This window comes from Paraburkholderia sp. J8-2, assembly GCF_905220195.1.
Classification (GTDB): Bacteria; Pseudomonadota; Gammaproteobacteria; order Burkholderiales; family Burkholderiaceae; genus Paraburkholderia.
The window spans coordinates 66,603-81,450 of the sequence record NZ_CAJMZA010000004.1 but is presented as its reverse complement, the minus strand read 5'-3'; the positions used below and the strand labels follow the sequence as shown (position 1 = coordinate 81,450).

Sequence of the window (14,848 nt, the reverse complement as noted above, 5' to 3'; positions counted from 1 at the left end):
GTACGGAATACTAAACAACACGCATTAAATGCTCGCCGTTTTCCAATCCACGACAGGAGATCCACGATGAAAAAAACCATCCTGACCGCTTTCGCCGTCGCCGCCACGTGCGGCACGGCGGCGCTCGCGCCCGCGGCCCACGCCGCCGATGCGCCGGGCGTCGCGTTCGTCTACCTCGGCAATCCGGGCGATGCCGGCTGGACGTTCGCGCACGATCAGGGCTCGAAGGCCGCCGAGCAGAAGTTCGGCAACAAGATCAAGATCACGCGCGTGGAAAACGTGCCGGAATCGGCGGACTCGGAGCGCGTGTTTCGCGATCTCGCCAACAAGGGCAACAAGATCATCTTCGGTACGAGCTTCGGTTATCAGGACTTCCAGCTCAAGGTAGCGAAGGATTTCCCGGACACCGTGTTCCTCCACGCAACGGGCTACAAGAAGGCGCCGAACTTCGGCACCTATGACGTGCGCATGTATCAGGGCGCGTATCTCGCGGGCGTCGCGGCAGGCTACGCGACGAAGACGAACACGCTCGGCTTCGTCGCCTCCGTGCCGATTCCCGAGGTCGTACGCAATATCAACGCGTACACGCTCGGCGCGCGTTCGGTGAATCCGAAGGTGCACACCAAGGTCATCTGGATCAACAGCTGGTTCGATCCGGGCAAGGAGAAGCAAGCGGCTGAAACGCTGATCGGCCAGGGCGCCGACGTGCTGCTCCAGAACACCGACTCGAGCGCCACGCTCGCGACGGCCGAAGAGAAGCACGTCCACGCATTCGGCTGGGATTCGAACATGAAGAAGTTCGGCCCGAACGCGCACCTCGGCTCGGTCGAGGCAAACTGGGGTGTGTACTACGTCGCCGTGATCCAGCAGGTGCTCGACGGCAAGTGGAAGAACGACCCCGTGTGGTGGGGCATCCCGCAGAAGGCCGTCGATCTCGGCGACGTCAACACGTCCGAACTGTCGGCTGACGCGCAAAAGGCCGTTGCCACGAAGCGCGATCAGATCGCGAGCGGCAAGTGGGACGTCTTCACGGGCCCGATCAAGGATCAGGCGGGCGCAGTCAAGATTCCGGCCGGCAAATCGCTGACCGATCCGGAACTGCAACGCCTGAACTGGTACGTCGAAGGCGTGGACGGCTCGCTGCCGAAATAAGGATGAGCCAGGCGCTCGCGCCGCCTTATACGGCGCGAGCGCTTTCTTCGTACGATTTCAACGTGCGTACGCGTAACGGCTGCGTGTAGCCCGCGAGGCTCGCGCAGCCGTTTTGCCTTGATGGCCGCCCAAAAGACGATGTGCCGACGCGGCGCGAAACCGCGCCGTGTCAGTCGTCGATGCGGATGCCCACCTTGATCGTGACCTGCCAGTGCGAGATCTGATCGTTCTCGATCAGTCCGCGTGTCTCCACGACCTCGAACCAGTGTAGATAACGAAGCGTCTTCGACGCTCGTGCAATCGCGCAGCGAATGGCGTCGTCGCTGGATACCTTCGACGAGCCGGTCAGTTCGATCTGCTTGTAGACGTGGTCGCTCATGGCAGTGTCTCCTCGGGAGCGCGCGCGGCGTGGGCGCGTCAATCGAGTATAGGCAACGGACCGCCAGCGCAAACATGAACGGGTCCAGCGCCGGTTATGATGGCGCCTCGCATGAAACCGGGCATCGGGCGTACCCGGCAGGGACGGGCGCAACACGGTGGCAACAGAGGACGCAGGAGACGAAAGACATGGACGAGCAGGTACTGGGTTTTTGCGGACCAGGGCTGATGGGCGCACCGATGATCCGTCATTTGCTGCGTGCCGGGCACGCGGTGCGAGTATGGAACCGGACGCCCGCGAAGGCCGAGGCGTTGATCGCCGACGGTGCGCAAGTGGCCGCGACGCCCGGCGAACTGGCGCGCGAGGTCGATGTGGTGCTGCTGTGCGTCGCCGATGCGGCGGCGGTCGAGCAGGTGGTGTTCGGCGAGCACGGCCTTTTGGCCGTTGCGTCGGGCGAAAGCGTGCGCGTACGCTGCATCGTCGATCACTCGAGCATCCCTCCGGACGCAACGCAAAGGCTCGCAGAGCGCGCGGCGGCGTTCGGCGTGGGTTGGGTCGACGCACCGGTTTCGGGCGGCGTGGCGGGCGCGCAGAACGGCACGCTGGCGATCATGGCGGGCGGCGCGGCGGCCGACGTCGCCGCCGTTGCGCCTATCCTCGCTGCCTACTCGGCGCGCGTGACCCATATGGGCGGCGCGGGCGCGGGCCAGACCACCAAGCTGTGCAACCAGGCGATCGTCACAGCCACCGTCGCCGCGATTGCCGAAGCGGTGAGCCTCGCGCGGCGCAGCGGCATCGAAGCGGCCAAGCTGCCCGAGGCGCTCGCCGGCGGCTGGGCCGATTCGACGTTGCTGCGCACGTTCGTGCCGCGCATGACGCAGGACGGGCTCGAACCTATCGGCGCGCTCAAGACGTTCCAGAAAGACGTGGACACGATCGCCGCTGCGGCCTCGCAGACCGGCACGCCCATGCCCGTTTCGGGCACGGTCCAGCAATTGCTGCGTCTGGCCGCGGCCATGGGCCTCGCGCAGGCCGATTTTTCGGGATTCATCGACGTGCTGCAGACGCCGCGCACCGGCGAATCCTGAGTCGCGCGGGCGCCTGCAGGTGCTGCCCGCAAGCGTTGTGGCCCCGTTGTAACCGGCGCGCAGGGCGGGCTTCACATTCCTCACATCCAGCCGTGTCATGCTGCGCGGGGCAGGCCCAACCCAGAGCTGTCCGTGCGGCTGGAACTCGCGCGCGAAGTGGCATAACCTGCTAAAATTACAGGTTTTTCGTCGATCTACTTACCGGGACGCGCTGTGCTCTCTACCGCCAACATCACCATGCAATTCGGGCCGAAGCCCTTGTTCGAGAACATCTCGGTCAAATTCGGCGAAGGCAACCGCTATGGCCTGATCGGCGCGAACGGTTGCGGCAAATCCACGTTCATGAAGATCCTCGGTGGCGACCTCGAGCAGAGCTCGGGCAACGTCATCCTGGAGCCGAACGTGCGTCTGGGCAAGCTGCGCCAGGACCAGTTCGCATATGAAGACGTGCGCGTGCTCGACGTCGTCATGATGGGCCACACGGAAATGTGGGCCGCGATGACCGAGCGCGACGCGATCTACGCAAACCCCGAAGCTACCGACGACGACTACATGCACGCCGCCGAACTCGAAGCGAAGTTCGCCGAGTACGACGGCTACACGGCCGAAGCGCGCGCGGGCGAACTGCTGCTCGGCATCGGCATCGGCACGGATTTCCACAACGGCCCGATGAGCGGCGTGGCGCCGGGCTGGAAGCTGCGCGTGCTGCTCGCGCAGGCGCTGTTCTCGAAGCCCGATGTTCTGCTGCTCGACGAACCGACCAACAACCTCGACATCAACTCGATCCGCTGGCTGGAAGACGTTCTGAACGAGTACAACTCGACGATGATCATCATCTCCCACGATCGACACTTCCTGAACCAGGTCTGCACGCACATGGCGGACATGGACTACGGCACGCTGAAGGTCTGGCCGGGCAACTACGACGACTACATGCTCGCTTCCGCACAGGCGCGCGAGCGTCAGCAGGCCGCGAACCAGAAGGCGAAGGAGCGCGTGGCCGACCTGCAGGACTTCGTGCGCCGCTTCTCGGCGAACAAGTCGAAGGCGCGCCAGGCCACCAGCCGTCTGAAGATGATCGACAAGATCAAGATCGAGGAATTCAAGCCCTCTTCGCGTCAGAACCCGTTCATCCGCTTCGAGTTCGAGAAGAAGCTGCACAACATCGTCGTGGTCGCGGAAGAGATCACGAAGACGTACGAGCGCCGCATCTTCAATAAGCTCAGCATCAGCGTGCAGCCGGGCGAGCGCATCGCGATCATCGGCGAGAACGGCGCGGGCAAGACCACGCTGCTGCGCTCGCTGCTGGGCAACCTGGCTGTCGACAACGGCTCGGTGAAGTGGGCGGAGAACGCGAGCGTGGGCTACATGCCGCAGGACACGTACGAAGAGTTCCCGGCCGACGTCACGCTCATGGACTGGATCGACCAGTACCGCCAGGAAGGCGACGACGAGCAGTCGGTGCGCGGCACGCTCGGCCGCCTGCTGTTCAACGCCGACGACATCAGGAAGTCGGTGAAGGTGCTGTCGGGCGGGGAGAAGGGCCGCATGATCTGGGGCAAGCTGATGCTCGGCCGCCACAACGTGCTGCTCATGGACGAGCCCACGAACCACATGGACATGGAGTCGATCGAGTCGCTGCAGATCGCGCTCGAAAAGTTCGAAGGCACGCTGGTTTTCGTGTCGCACGACCGCGAGTTCGTGAATGGCCTCGCCAACCGCATCATCGAGGTGAAGACCGACGGCACGGTCAAGGACTATAGCGGCAACTACGAAGACTTCCTGGCGAGCCAGGGGCTGCATTGAGGCTCGGTCGCTGATCGAGGCATGAAATGAAAACGGGCGGCGCGTGAGCGTCGCCCGTTTTGTTTTTCCGGCGTCGTAATGCGCTTTCTGCACACCGGCTTTACGTATGCGTCAAGCAGGCTAGAATGCACTGTCGCCGCGGCGAGCGCCGCGATGAAATCGCAAACGAACACGGAGACAGGAGCACCGCCCATGAACAACTACGCGCAGTTCTACATCAACGGCCAGTGGGTCGCCCCGCAAGGCAAGGGCACGATCGACGTGATCGACTCGGGCACCGAAGCGGTGATGGGCCGCATTCCCGAAGGTATCGAAGCGGACGCCGAAGCTGCCGTCGCCGCCGCGCGCGCCGCTTTCGAGGGCTGGGCCGCAACGCCGGCCGCCGAGCGCGGTGCATATCTGCAGAAAATCGCCGACAACCTCAAGGCCCGCACTGACGAACTCGCGCAATTGATCGCTGGCGAAGTGGGCATGCCGCTCAAGCTCGCGCGCGCCATCCAGGTGGGCGGCCCGGTCTACAACTGGGGCGCTTACGCGAAGCTCGCAAGCGACTTCCAGTACGAAGAGCGCGTGGGCAACTCGCTCGTCGTGCGCGAACCGGTGGGCGTCGTCGCGGCCATCACGCCGTGGAACTATCCGCTCAACCAGATCACGCTCAAGGTCGCCGCCGCGCTCGCCGCGGGCTGCACTGTCGTGCTCAAGCCTTCCGAGGTCGCGCCGCTCAACGCATTCGTGCTTGCCGAGGCCATCCATGAGGCAGGCCTGCCCGCGGGTGTGTTCAACCTCGTGACGGGCTACGGCCCGGTGGTGGGCGAGGTGCTCGCGCGCCATCCGGACGTCGACATGGTGTCGTTTACCGGCTCGACGCGCGCGGGCAAGCGTGTGTCGGAAGTCGCATCGGCCACGGTCAAGCGCGTTGCGCTGGAACTGGGCGGCAAGTCGGCCTCCGTGGTGCTCGACGACGCCGACTTTGCGGCCGCCGTGAAGGGCACGGTGGGCGCATGCTTCCTGAATTCGGGGCAGACCTGCTCGGCGCACACGCGCATGATCGTGCCGGAATCGCGCTACGAAGAAGCGCGAGACCTGGCGAAGCAGGCCGCAGAGGCGTTTACCGTGGGCGACCCGCGCGACGAGAAAGCGAAGCTCGGTCCGCTCGCCTCGAAGGTGCAGCAGGAGCGCGTGCTGCACTACATCGAGCGAGGCATGGCCGACGGCGCCGAGCTCGTGAGCGGCGGTCCCGGCATGCCGGAAGGCGTGACACAGGGTTTCTTCGTGAAGCCGACCGTGTTTGGCCGCGTGCCGCGCGACGCGGCCATCGCGCAGGAGGAGATCTTCGGGCCGGTGCTCACGATTCTCACGGCGAAGGATGAGGACGACGCCGTGGCGATCGCCAACGACTCGCTGTATGGCCTTGGCGGCGCGGTTTGGGCCGGCAGCGACGAGCGCGCGATGCGCGTTGCGCGCCGCATTCGTACTGGCCAGATCGACATTAACGGCGGCACATGGAACATGGCCGCGCCGTTCGGCGGCTTCAAGCAGTCCGGACACGGCCGCGAAAACGGCGCGTACGGCCTCGAGGAGTACCTCGAATACAAATCGATGCAGTTCAAGCTCCCGAAGGGCTGATGAGGCATCTCGTCGCGCGCTATCGCAAATCTTTTAGTGCGACGTGTTGATGTAAATCATGATCGCGGACTTCTTCACAGATGTCCGCGTTTTTGTTTGATGCATGTCAATGTCATATGTGGGGTACGCGCGACCATAGGCGCTTTGTCATCGACAGAGCACAACATGGTTCTTGGCCACTCCTTCGCTCCGCTCCAGATTCGCGGTCGTCAACTCCTGCCCGTCGTGCAGGGCGGCATGGGTGTCGGCATTTCGGCACACCGGCTGGCTGGCAGTGTCGCGCGTGAAGGCGCGCTCGGCACGATCGCGAGCATCGACCTGCGCCATCACCACAGCGATCTCATGGACATGTGCCGCGCCGACCCGCAGCACGAAACGCTCGCGCGCGCGAACCTCATCGCGCTTGGCCGTGAAATTGCGGCGGCTCGCAAGCTGGCAGGCGGCAACGGCATGATCGCCGTGAACGTCATGAAGGCGGTCAACGCCCACGCCGACTATGTGCGCGCCGCCTGTGAGCACGGCGCCGACGCCATCGTCATGGGCGCTGGCCTGCCGCTCGATCTGCCCGACCTCACGGCGGGCGTGGATATCGCGCTCGTACCGATCCTGTCCGACGCACGCGGCGTCGCGCTCGTGCTCAAGAAGTGGATGAAGAAGGGCCGCCTGCCCGACGCCATCGTGATCGAGCATCCGGCATACGCGGGCGGTCACCTGGGCGTGACCGACATCGCCGACATGGGCAACGAGCGCTTCGCATTCACCCAGATTTTCGAGGAACTCGAAGGCGTCTATGCCACGCTCGGCATTTCGCGGCGCGACGTGCCGCTCGTCGTGGCCGGCGGCATCAACAGCCATGAGGCTGTGCGCAAATGGCTCGAAGCGGGCGCCAACGGCGTGCAGGTCGGCACGCCGTTCGCGGTGACCGAGGAGGGCGACGCGCACCCCGACTTCAAGCGCGTGCTTGCCGACGCAAAGCCTGAAGACATCGTCGAGTTCGTGAGTGTGACGGGCTTGCCGGCACGCGCGGTGAAAACGCCGTGGCTCGAACGTTATCTGCGCAACGAGTCGCGTATTCGCACCAAGATCGGCTCGCTCAAGCTCGCTTGCCCAACCGGGCTTGAATGTCTTTCGGCCTGCGGGCTGCGCGATGGCATCGAGAAGTTCGGCCACTTTTGCATCGACACGCGCCTCGCGGCGGCGTTGCGTGGCGACGTCGCGAACGGCTTGTTCTTCCGCGGCCGCGAAGCGCTGCCGTTTGGCAATGCCATCCGCAGCGTTCGCGACCTGCTGGAACTGCTGCTGACCGGCGCTGCGCGACCCGCGGTCGCACAGCGCGCAGCGTTCGCACTGGCTTGACACTTATCAAAACGGCACCGGACCCCGTCTCTGACAATTTGTAGGCCTTCCTACGGCTACATAACAGACACGGGGTTTATCGATGTACCAAGCAATTAAAAAGATAGCGGCAACCGCCGCGCTCACCATGGGCGCGGCCCTCCTGGCGGCCCCCGCCAACGCAGCCAGCTCGCCCGACTCGGGCATCTACGCGGGAGACTGGCTGGTGCGCCTGCGCGCGATCGAGATCGCGCCGGACGCGCGCGGCAACGGTACGCTCGGTGCGATTGGCGCGGACGTGAACAACGCCATCGTGCCCGAGCTCGACTTCACCTACATGGCGACCAACAACATCGGCGTGGAGCTGATTCTCGGCACGTCGCGCAACCAGGTCACGTCGAACATCGGTGCACTCGGTGGCGTGGGCGTGCTGCCGCCTACGCTGCTGCTGCAGTATCACTTCAACAACGCGGGTAAGGTGCGGCCGTACGTGGGCGCGGGCATCAACTACACGCTGTTCTACAACAACGGTCTGCACGCAGGCGGCCAGCCGGTTTCGATCGACAACCACAGCTTTGGTCCGGCGCTGCAGTTCGGCATCGACTTCCAGGTGACGAAGCGGATTTTCGTGAACGCGGATATCAAGAAGATCTGGATGCACACCGACGCGTCAATGGGCGGCACGTCGCTCGGCACGCTGCATATCGATCCGCTCGTGGTGGGGCTGGGCGTCGGCATGAAGTTCTGAGCGATCGCCCCTCCACCGACTTTCGAACGCCGGCTTGTCCGGCGTTTTTTGCTTCAGGCGCGGTCTTCCTGGAAGCGCATGGCCGTGCCTTCGCGCTCGATGCGCTCCCACACGGCGCGCTTTTCCTCGTCGCTCAGGAAGACCCAGTTGGAGACTTCCACGGCGGTGCGCCCGCAACCTTTGCAGACGTCGTCGAAAAGGGTCGAGCACACGCCAATGCATGGGCTGTCGGGGAGGTCGTGGAGATTGGATGCCATTGAAGAGCCTTGGGGCGTGGCCGGGCGTCGCGCGCGCCGGCTTGGGAACGAAACGCCGCTATGTTAACCGATACCGGGCGCGGCGGCCGCCCGCGCCCGTGCTCGCGCCGCGGCGGCATGCGATGCGCGATGAATCGGCAAAGCGACTGCAAGCCGATAGCAAGGTGGAGCGAGGCGCCGCGCCCTGCGGGCAGCGGGCCGTCGCGCGCATGCGCCACTAGAGCGGTTTTTTGTGGACATGGCCCGTGAAACGGCTAAAATTGCGCGCGATTTACCGTCCGCGCGCGGCTGGCCGTACTCCCATGGCCCATGTTCCGTTTGCGCGACACGCCCGCGTTTTATTACTTGCCGGGCGGGTTTGATGGTAGGTTTTAGGAAAGTCAGGGGAGCCGTGCACGGGTGACACGTGGCGCGGCACGAAGCGAGGCAGGCGGCCGGCCGGAGCCGGTCAGGATCGGAGAACGGGATGAAGAAAGGGGTTGTGGCGCAACTGGTCGCGCTCGCACTGTGCGCGGCGCCGTGGATGACGTCGGTAGCGAAGGACACGCAGCTGAACGTGTACAACTGGTCCGATTACATCGCCAAGGACACGATTCCGAACTTCACGAAGCAGACCGGCATTCAGGTCAAGTACGACAACTACGACAGCGACGACACGCTCCAGGCCAAGCTGCTCGCGGGCAATTCGGGCTACGACATCGTCGTGCCGACCAGCAACTACGCGGGCAAGCAGATCGCCGCCGGCATTTTCGCGCCGCTCGACAAGTCGAAGATCCCCAACCTCAAGTATCTCGATCCGCAGCTGATGGCGCTGGTCGCCGGCGCGGATCCGGGCAACAAGTTCGCAGTGCCCTGGGCGTACGGTACGACTGGTCTCGCCTATAACGTCACGAAGGCACAGCAGATCCTCGGCAAGAACGTGCCGCTCGACAACTGGGACATCCTCTTCAAGCCCGAGAACATCTCGAAGCTGAAGGCCTGCGGCGTGTCCGTGCTCGACGCGCCGGACCAGATGTTCGCGGCCGCGCTGCACTACATCGGCCGTGACCCGCTCTCGACGAACCCGGACGATTATCGCGCCGCGCTCGCGATGATGAAAAAGATCCGCCCGTACATCACGCAGTTCAACTCGTCGGGCTATATCAACGACCTCGTGGGCGGCGACATCTGCTTCGCGTACGGCTGGTCGGGCGACGTCGTGATCGCCAAGCACCGCGCCATCGACGCGAAGAAGCCGTACAAGATCGAGTACTACATTCCGAAGGGCGGCGCGCCGATCTGGTTTGACGTGATGACCATCCCGAAGGATGCGCAGCACAAGGAGGCCGCGCTCGAGTGGATCAACTACATCGAGACGCCGCAGGTTCACGCAGCGATCACGAACGCGGTCTACTACCCGAGCGCGAACGCGGAAGCGCGCAAGTACGTGGACAAGGACATCGCCAACGACCCGGCCGTGTACCCGTCGCCCGAAGTCCTGAAGACGTTGTTCCTGCTCAAGCCGCTGCCGCCTGAGATCCAGCGCCTGCAGACGCGTCTGTGGACCGAGTTCAAGTCGGGCCGCTGACGCGGTTGAAATCCAATCCCGTTTTACCCCGAGCCCTCGGCACGATGCCGGGGGCTTTGTTCGTCAACCCCGTCCAAGATTCACGCAGAAACAGGCAGGGCAGAGAGAATCATGAGTGACCAGTCGAGCGCGCCGGCAACCGCCGGTTCGCTGCCTTCGGGCTTCACCGCGGCAGATTCGGCCGCGGACAACTTCGTGCAGATCGTCGATGTCGTCAAGAAGTTCGGCGAAACGGCGGCAGTCAAGGGCGTCAACCTGTCGGTGAAGAAGGGCGAGCTGTTCGCGCTGCTCGGCAGCTCGGGCTGCGGCAAGTCCACCTTGCTGCGCATGCTCGCGGGTCTCGAAACCGTGACGTCAGGCAAGATCCTGATCGACGGCGAGGACCTGGCCTCCATGCCGCCGTACCGCCGGCCGGTCAACATGATGTTCCAGTCGTACGCGCTTTTTCCGCACATGACGGTGGAGTCGAACGTGGGCTTCGGACTGCGCCAGGAAGGCGTGAAAAAGGACGAACTCAAGGACCGCGTGGCGAACGCGCTCGAACTCGTGCAGATGACGCGCTTCGCCAAGCGCAAGCCGCACCAGCTTTCGGGCGGCCAGCAGCAGCGCGTGGCGCTCGCGCGCTCGCTCGTGAAGCGCCCCAAGCTGCTTCTGCTCGACGAGCCGATGTCCGCCCTCGACAAGCAGATTCGCCAGCGCACGCAAATCGAACTCGTCAACATTCTCGACAAGGTCGGCGTCACCTGCATCATGGTCACGCACGACCAGGAAGAGGCCATGACGATGGCGGGGCGCCTCGCGGTGATGAGCGAAGGCGAGATCGTCCAGCTCGGCACGCCGAACCAGGTCTATGAATTCCCGAACAGCCGCTTCTCGGCGGAGTTCATCGGTTCGACCAATCTCTTCGACGGCAACGTGGTCGAGGACGAGCCCGATCACGTGTTCGTCGAGTGCCCGGAACTGCCGGTGCGCCTTTACGTGAATCACGGCATCACCGGGCCGCTCGGCATGCCCGTGACGATCTCGGTGCGCCCCGAGCGCATCTCGCTCACGCGCAAACCGCCCGAAGGCGTGTTCAACTGGGGCAAGGGCGTGGTCAAGAACATCGCCTATATGGGCGGCTACTCGCTCTATCACGTCAAGCTCGACTCGGGCAAGACGGTGATCGCGAACATGTCGAGCCTCGCGCTCTCCGAGATCGACTCGCCCACGTGGGAAGACGAAGTCTACGTGCGCTGGAGCGCCTCGGCCGGTGTGGTGCTGACGTCATGAGCACGACGACTTTCCGCAACTTCCTGAACTGGCCCGCGAAACGCTTCAACCTGACGGGCCGCACGGCCGTCGTGGCGGGTCCGTTCATCTGGCTGCTGCTGTTCTTCCTCGTGCCGTTCATCCTGGTGGTGAAGATCAGCTTCGCCGACCAGCAGCTCGGCATTCCGCCGTACACGGAGCTGGCGTCGTTCGCGGACGGTGTATGGCACATCGCGCTCGACTTCTCGCACTACGCGTTCCTGTTCCAGGACAGCCTGTACTTCGCGACCTACGTGAATTCGGTGGTCGTGGCGGCGATTTCGACGCTGCTGTGCCTCATCATCGGCTATCCGATGGCGTATTACATCGCGCGCTCGAATCCGGCCTCGCGCAACATCCTCATGATGGCCGTGATGCTGCCGTTCTGGACGTCGTTCCTGATCCGCGTGTACGCGTGGATCGGCATTCTGAAGAACAACGGACTGCTGAACAATTTCCTGATGTCGATCGGCATCATTCATTCGCCCCTCGAGCTTTATCACACGAACACGGCCGTTTATATCGGCATGGTGTATTCGTATCTGCCGTTTCTCGTGATGCCGCTCTACGCGCACCTCGTGAAGATGGACCTCACGCTGCTCGAAGCCGCGTACGACCTCGGCGCGAAGCCGTGGCGCGCGTTCGTGGAGATCACGCTGCCGCTCTCGAAGAACGGCATTATCGCGGGCTGCCTGCTGGTGTTCATTCCGGCGGTGGGCGAGTACGTCATTCCTGAGTTGCTTGGCGGCGCGAACACGCTGATGATCGGCCGCGTCATGTGGAACGAGTTCTTCGACAATGCCGACTGGCCGATGGCCTCCGCCGTGACCTGCGCGATGGTGCTCCTGCTGCTCGTGCCTATGGCGCTGTTCCAGCACTACCAGGCGAAGGAACTGGAGGGCCGCGGCAAATGAAACCGAATCGCGTACTGATGTTTATCGCGCTCGGCCTCGGCTTCGCGTTCCTCTATATCCCGATCCTGAGCCTGATTGTCTATTCGTTCAACGAGTCGCAGCTCGTGACGGTGTGGACGCGCTTTTCCACGCGCTGGTATCAGGCGCTCATCACCGACGACGAGCTGATCACCGCCGCCTGGCTCTCGCTGCGCATCGCGCTGATGACGGCGTTCGCGTCGGTATTCATCGGCACGTGGGCGGGCTTCGTGCTCGCGCGCATGGGGCGCTTTCGCGGCTTTACGCTCTTCTCGGGCATGATCAACGCACCGCTCGTGATTCCCGAAGTGATCCAGGGCATTTCGCTCTTGCTGCTCTTCGTGGAAATGGGCAAGTTGATCGGCTGGCCCGCGGGGCGCGGCGTGTTCACGATCTGGATCGGCCACGTCATGCTGTGTATTTCGTACGTCGCCATCATCGTGCAGTCGCGCGTGCGCGAGTTGAATCCGTCGCTCGAAGAGGCTGCGCTCGACCTGGGCGCGACGCCGTTCAAGGTGTTCTTCCAGATCACGCTGCCGCTCATTTCGCAGGCGCTTGCGGCCGGCTGGCTGCTCTCGTTCACGCTCTCGATCGACGACCTGGTGCTCTCGGCGTTCCTTTCGGGGCCGGGCTCGACCACGCTGCCGCTCGTGGTGTTCTCGCGTGTGCGCCTCGGCCTGAACCCGGAGATGAACGCGCTCGCTACGCTGTTCATTGCGGTCGTGACCGTGGGGGTGATCGCCGGCAACTATTTCATGCAGCGCGCGGAGCGCAAGCGGATGGCGATGGCCGTTTGATCGCCAACGCGCTTCGAGGCGCATGCAAAAACGGCGCGCGGACAGCCATGTCCGCGCGCCGTTTGCTTTTGGGCGATCGATCGTTACAGACGGTATCCCATGCGAAACCCGCCCCAGTGCCGCCCGTTCACGAAGATCGGCGCGGAGGCGTCCTTCATCATCACGAACGTGCCGCCGCCCATGTCACGACGGTACGTTTGCAGCAGGAAGGGCTTGGTGTGCGAGCCGGCGGCGCGCCCCGCACGGTCGTTGAAGATGCGGTGATTGCGGCAGTTCGCGGCATTCCACACCGGGTCGGCGCCTTGCGGATGCGAGAACTTGCGATTGTGCGTGGGAATGTAGCCGCGCGGATCGATCGCCACGCAGAAGGCGACGCGCTCGTCGAACGCGAGCAGCGGTTCGAGGATCGCAGGCAGCACGCGGTCGGTGAAGGCGGTGAAGCGCGTCATATGCTGCTGCGGGTTCGTGTTCAGCACCGGCGCGTAGACGCTGTCGAACAGATCCGCTTCGCCGATCTCGCCACGCGCGAGCGCGCCTTCGAACTGCTTGCTGACCTGGGCGGCGGCGCGCTGTACGGTCTCGATGAAACGCGTGTCGTCGGTTTCCACGCCCGTGGCGGCGGAAAGTTCGATGAGCGTTTCCGAGACCTCGAGCAACTTGCCGAGCTGATCCTTCGCCTGCACGAAGTTGCGCCCCGAATCTTCGACGCCGGCGACCATCTCGCCCACCTGGCTTTCGAGCCCGTCGCATTTCGTCTCGATCTCGCCCGTGAGCTGGGCGATCTGTCCGGCGTGCTCGTCGAGCTGCATGATCGCCTGGCCGGTGCTGAGCACGGCCGCGCCGATGGTGTGCGTGCCTTCGCGCACGCGATGCGCGCGTTCAGTGTTGGCGGTGCCTTCGGCGATGAGCTGCTCGGTCTGCTGCGTGAGCTGCCCGAGCGTTTGCTCGATCTGGCCGGTAGCCTGCGCGGTTTTCGCAGAGAGGTTCTTCACTTCGCTCGCGACCACGGCGAAGCTCTTGCCCGACTCGCCCGCGCGCGCTGCTTCGATGGCCGCGTTCAGCGCGAGAAGCTGGGTTTGCCGCGCGATCAGCGAGATTTCCTCGGAGACCTTCGAGACATGCGCAAGCGCGCTCTTGAGCGAGCGGATCTGCGTCTCGATGACGGTGACGCTCTCGACCAGCCCGTGAATGTCGGCGAGTGATTCCTCGATGGTCTGCTGCGATTGCTGCACCGTGGCGGCGGTGCCCGTGCTCAGCTCGCGCATGGCGCGCGCTGCCGCGGCGATCTGGTGGTTGCCGGCGAGCGTGTGCGCTGCCGACTCGCGCAGGGCGTGGCACACGTCGGTCTGACGCTGCACGCGCGCGGCGACTTCGTCGACGTGGCCCGCCACGTCGCAGATCTCGATTCCGAGCCTGCCGGCGTGCGCAGCAATGTCGCCAACGACGCCGGCGGATTTTCCCGCGCGGCGGCGACCGCGCAGGCCCAGCAAACGCAAACGTGTCATCGGGTGTCTCCTTGCCCGGTGCGCAATGAAAAGCGCAACGCTGTGAAAAGCGGCGTGCCCAGTCGTCAGCAGGTCCGATCGCCGGGCTTTCTGAACTTGTTTACGGCGCGTAATACGCAGACTTGAGCGCAGGGGGGCGCCTGGCGCTATGATCGGGAACTCGGGCGCTCCGCAAGCCTGAAATGAGGAGCACAGGGGCGTCGCGATGGGAGCAAGATGATCGAAGCGATTTTCGGCGGGAGCGCGCCGCTCGCGCTCTGGCAGCAACTGATCCAGCTCTGGGAGCTGATCCTGATGGTATTGCGCTTCCTCTGGGAGCTGGTGAAGCTCCTGGGCGGCGGCGGTTGAACGACAAAAGGGCAGAAC

General features: G+C 64.1%; 14 protein-coding genes. 11 read left to right on the top strand and 3 right to left on the bottom strand.

Annotated elements, in window-relative coordinates:
- Positions 1 to 66: 66 nt before the first annotated feature.
- Positions 67 to 1,152 carry a BMP family ABC transporter substrate-binding protein gene (locus tag U5A52_RS11655; protein ID WP_321908682.1) on the top strand — a complete coding sequence of 362 codons (1,086 nt, stop codon included), beginning with the start codon at positions 67 to 69 and terminating at the stop codon, positions 1,150 to 1,152.
- A gap of 169 nt (positions 1,153 to 1,321) precedes the next feature.
- On the opposite strand, the gene U5A52_RS11650 is transcribed toward U5A52_RS11655, so the two are convergent.
- Positions 1,322 to 1,531 (bottom strand): dodecin, encoded by a 210-nt coding sequence (locus U5A52_RS11650; protein ID WP_158757712.1) that lies wholly within the window; start codon positions 1,529 to 1,531, stop codon positions 1,322 to 1,324.
- A gap of 188 nt (positions 1,532 to 1,719) precedes the next feature.
- Here U5A52_RS11650 and U5A52_RS11645 point away from each other — a divergent pair, with 188 nt between their 5' ends.
- The 5 genes from U5A52_RS11645 to U5A52_RS11625 all read left to right on the top strand — a co-directional run bounded on the left by U5A52_RS11645 (position 1,720) and on the right by U5A52_RS11625 (position 8,134).
- A complete protein-coding gene (locus tag U5A52_RS11645) occupies positions 1,720 to 2,619 on the top strand; it encodes an NAD(P)-dependent oxidoreductase (protein WP_321934844.1) in 900 nt (299 codons plus the stop codon).
- Between the two features lie 213 nt (positions 2,620 to 2,832).
- Entirely contained in the window at positions 2,833 to 4,425 is a 1,593-nt protein-coding gene (locus U5A52_RS11640; protein ID WP_321908680.1) for an ABC-F family ATPase, read from the top strand.
- A 192-nt stretch (positions 4,426 to 4,617) separates the two neighbouring features.
- Positions 4,618 to 6,051, top strand: a complete 1,434-nt coding sequence (locus U5A52_RS11635; protein ID WP_321934843.1) for an aldehyde dehydrogenase family protein — start codon at positions 4,618 to 4,620, stop codon at positions 6,049 to 6,051.
- 165 nt (positions 6,052 to 6,216) lie between these two features.
- Positions 6,217 to 7,407 (top strand): nitronate monooxygenase family protein, encoded by a 1,191-nt coding sequence (locus U5A52_RS11630; RefSeq protein ID WP_321934842.1) that lies wholly within the window; start codon positions 6,217 to 6,219, stop codon positions 7,405 to 7,407.
- A gap of 82 nt (positions 7,408 to 7,489) precedes the next feature.
- Positions 7,490 to 8,134, top strand: coding sequence for an OmpW/AlkL family protein (locus U5A52_RS11625; protein WP_321908674.1), 645 nt, complete (start codon positions 7,490 to 7,492; stop codon positions 8,132 to 8,134).
- Between the two features lie 53 nt (positions 8,135 to 8,187).
- Here the strand turns inward: U5A52_RS11625 and U5A52_RS11620 are convergent, their stop codons facing one another.
- Entirely contained in the window at positions 8,188 to 8,391 is a 204-nt protein-coding gene (locus U5A52_RS11620; RefSeq protein WP_321934841.1) for a DUF1289 domain-containing protein, read from the bottom strand.
- A 466-nt stretch (positions 8,392 to 8,857) separates the two neighbouring features.
- On the opposite strand from U5A52_RS11620, the gene U5A52_RS11615 reads away from it, so the two are divergent.
- The 4 genes from U5A52_RS11615 (at position 8,858) to U5A52_RS11600 (ending at position 12,977) form a co-directional block, all read left to right on the top strand.
- On the top strand, positions 8,858 to 9,958 hold the full coding sequence (locus U5A52_RS11615) for a polyamine ABC transporter substrate-binding protein (protein WP_321934840.1): 1,101 nt from the start codon (positions 8,858 to 8,860) through the stop codon (positions 9,956 to 9,958).
- Between the two features lie 111 nt (positions 9,959 to 10,069).
- The gene (locus tag U5A52_RS11610; protein ID WP_415765183.1) at positions 10,070 to 11,230 is read left to right on the top strand and encodes an ABC transporter ATP-binding protein; all 1,161 of its coding nucleotides are present in this window, start codon (positions 10,070 to 10,072) and stop codon (positions 11,228 to 11,230) included.
- On the top strand, positions 11,227 to 12,162 hold the full coding sequence (locus tag U5A52_RS11605) for an ABC transporter permease subunit (protein ID WP_321908669.1): 936 nt from the start codon (positions 11,227 to 11,229) through the stop codon (positions 12,160 to 12,162). The genes U5A52_RS11610 and U5A52_RS11605 overlap by 4 nt, the downstream gene beginning before the upstream one ends.
- Entirely contained in the window at positions 12,159 to 12,977 is an 819-nt protein-coding gene (locus U5A52_RS11600; protein ID WP_158757721.1) for an ABC transporter permease subunit, read from the top strand. The genes U5A52_RS11605 and U5A52_RS11600 overlap by 4 nt, the downstream gene beginning before the upstream one ends.
- Positions 12,978 to 13,060: 83 nt before the next feature.
- Here the strand turns inward: U5A52_RS11600 and U5A52_RS11595 are convergent, their stop codons facing one another.
- Positions 13,061 to 14,482 (bottom strand): methyl-accepting chemotaxis protein, encoded by a 1,422-nt coding sequence (locus tag U5A52_RS11595; RefSeq protein WP_321934839.1) that lies wholly within the window; start codon positions 14,480 to 14,482, stop codon positions 13,061 to 13,063.
- Positions 14,483 to 14,698: 216 nt separating this feature from the next.
- Here U5A52_RS11595 and U5A52_RS11590 point away from each other — a divergent pair, with 216 nt between their 5' ends.
- Positions 14,699 to 14,830, top strand: a complete 132-nt coding sequence (locus tag U5A52_RS11590; protein WP_267904745.1) for a hypothetical protein — start codon at positions 14,699 to 14,701, stop codon at positions 14,828 to 14,830.
- The last annotated feature ends 18 nt before the right edge of the window (positions 14,831 to 14,848 follow it).

Bases quoted from the DNA above. Each gene is read 5' to 3' on its own strand.
- U5A52_RS11630 (WP_321934842.1), top strand. From the start codon at position 6,217: ATGGTTCTTGGCCACTCCTTCGCTCCGCTCCAGATTCGCGGTCGTCAA.
- U5A52_RS11595 (WP_321934839.1), bottom strand. From the start codon at position 14,482: ATGACACGTTTGCGTTTGCTGGGCCTGCGCGGTCGCCGCCGCGCGGGA.
- U5A52_RS11615 (WP_321934840.1), top strand. From the start codon at position 8,858: ATGAAGAAAGGGGTTGTGGCGCAACTGGTCGCGCTCGCACTGTGCGCG.
- U5A52_RS11650 (WP_158757712.1), bottom strand. From the start codon at position 1,531: ATGAGCGACCACGTCTACAAGCAGATCGAACTGACCGGCTCGTCGAAG.
- U5A52_RS11635 (WP_321934843.1), top strand. From the start codon at position 4,618: ATGAACAACTACGCGCAGTTCTACATCAACGGCCAGTGGGTCGCCCCG.
- U5A52_RS11610 (WP_415765183.1), top strand. From the start codon at position 10,070: ATGAGTGACCAGTCGAGCGCGCCGGCAACCGCCGGTTCGCTGCCTTCG.
- U5A52_RS11645 (WP_321934844.1), top strand. From the start codon at position 1,720: ATGGACGAGCAGGTACTGGGTTTTTGCGGACCAGGGCTGATGGGCGCA.
- U5A52_RS11605 (WP_321908669.1), top strand. From the start codon at position 11,227: ATGAGCACGACGACTTTCCGCAACTTCCTGAACTGGCCCGCGAAACGC.
- U5A52_RS11655 (WP_321908682.1), top strand. From the start codon at position 67: ATGAAAAAAACCATCCTGACCGCTTTCGCCGTCGCCGCCACGTGCGGC.
- U5A52_RS11620 (WP_321934841.1), bottom strand. From the start codon at position 8,391: ATGGCATCCAATCTCCACGACCTCCCCGACAGCCCATGCATTGGCGTG.
- U5A52_RS11600 (WP_158757721.1), top strand. From the start codon at position 12,159: ATGAAACCGAATCGCGTACTGATGTTTATCGCGCTCGGCCTCGGCTTC.
- U5A52_RS11625 (WP_321908674.1), top strand. From the start codon at position 7,490: ATGTACCAAGCAATTAAAAAGATAGCGGCAACCGCCGCGCTCACCATG.
- U5A52_RS11590 (WP_267904745.1), top strand. From the start codon at position 14,699: ATGATCGAAGCGATTTTCGGCGGGAGCGCGCCGCTCGCGCTCTGGCAG.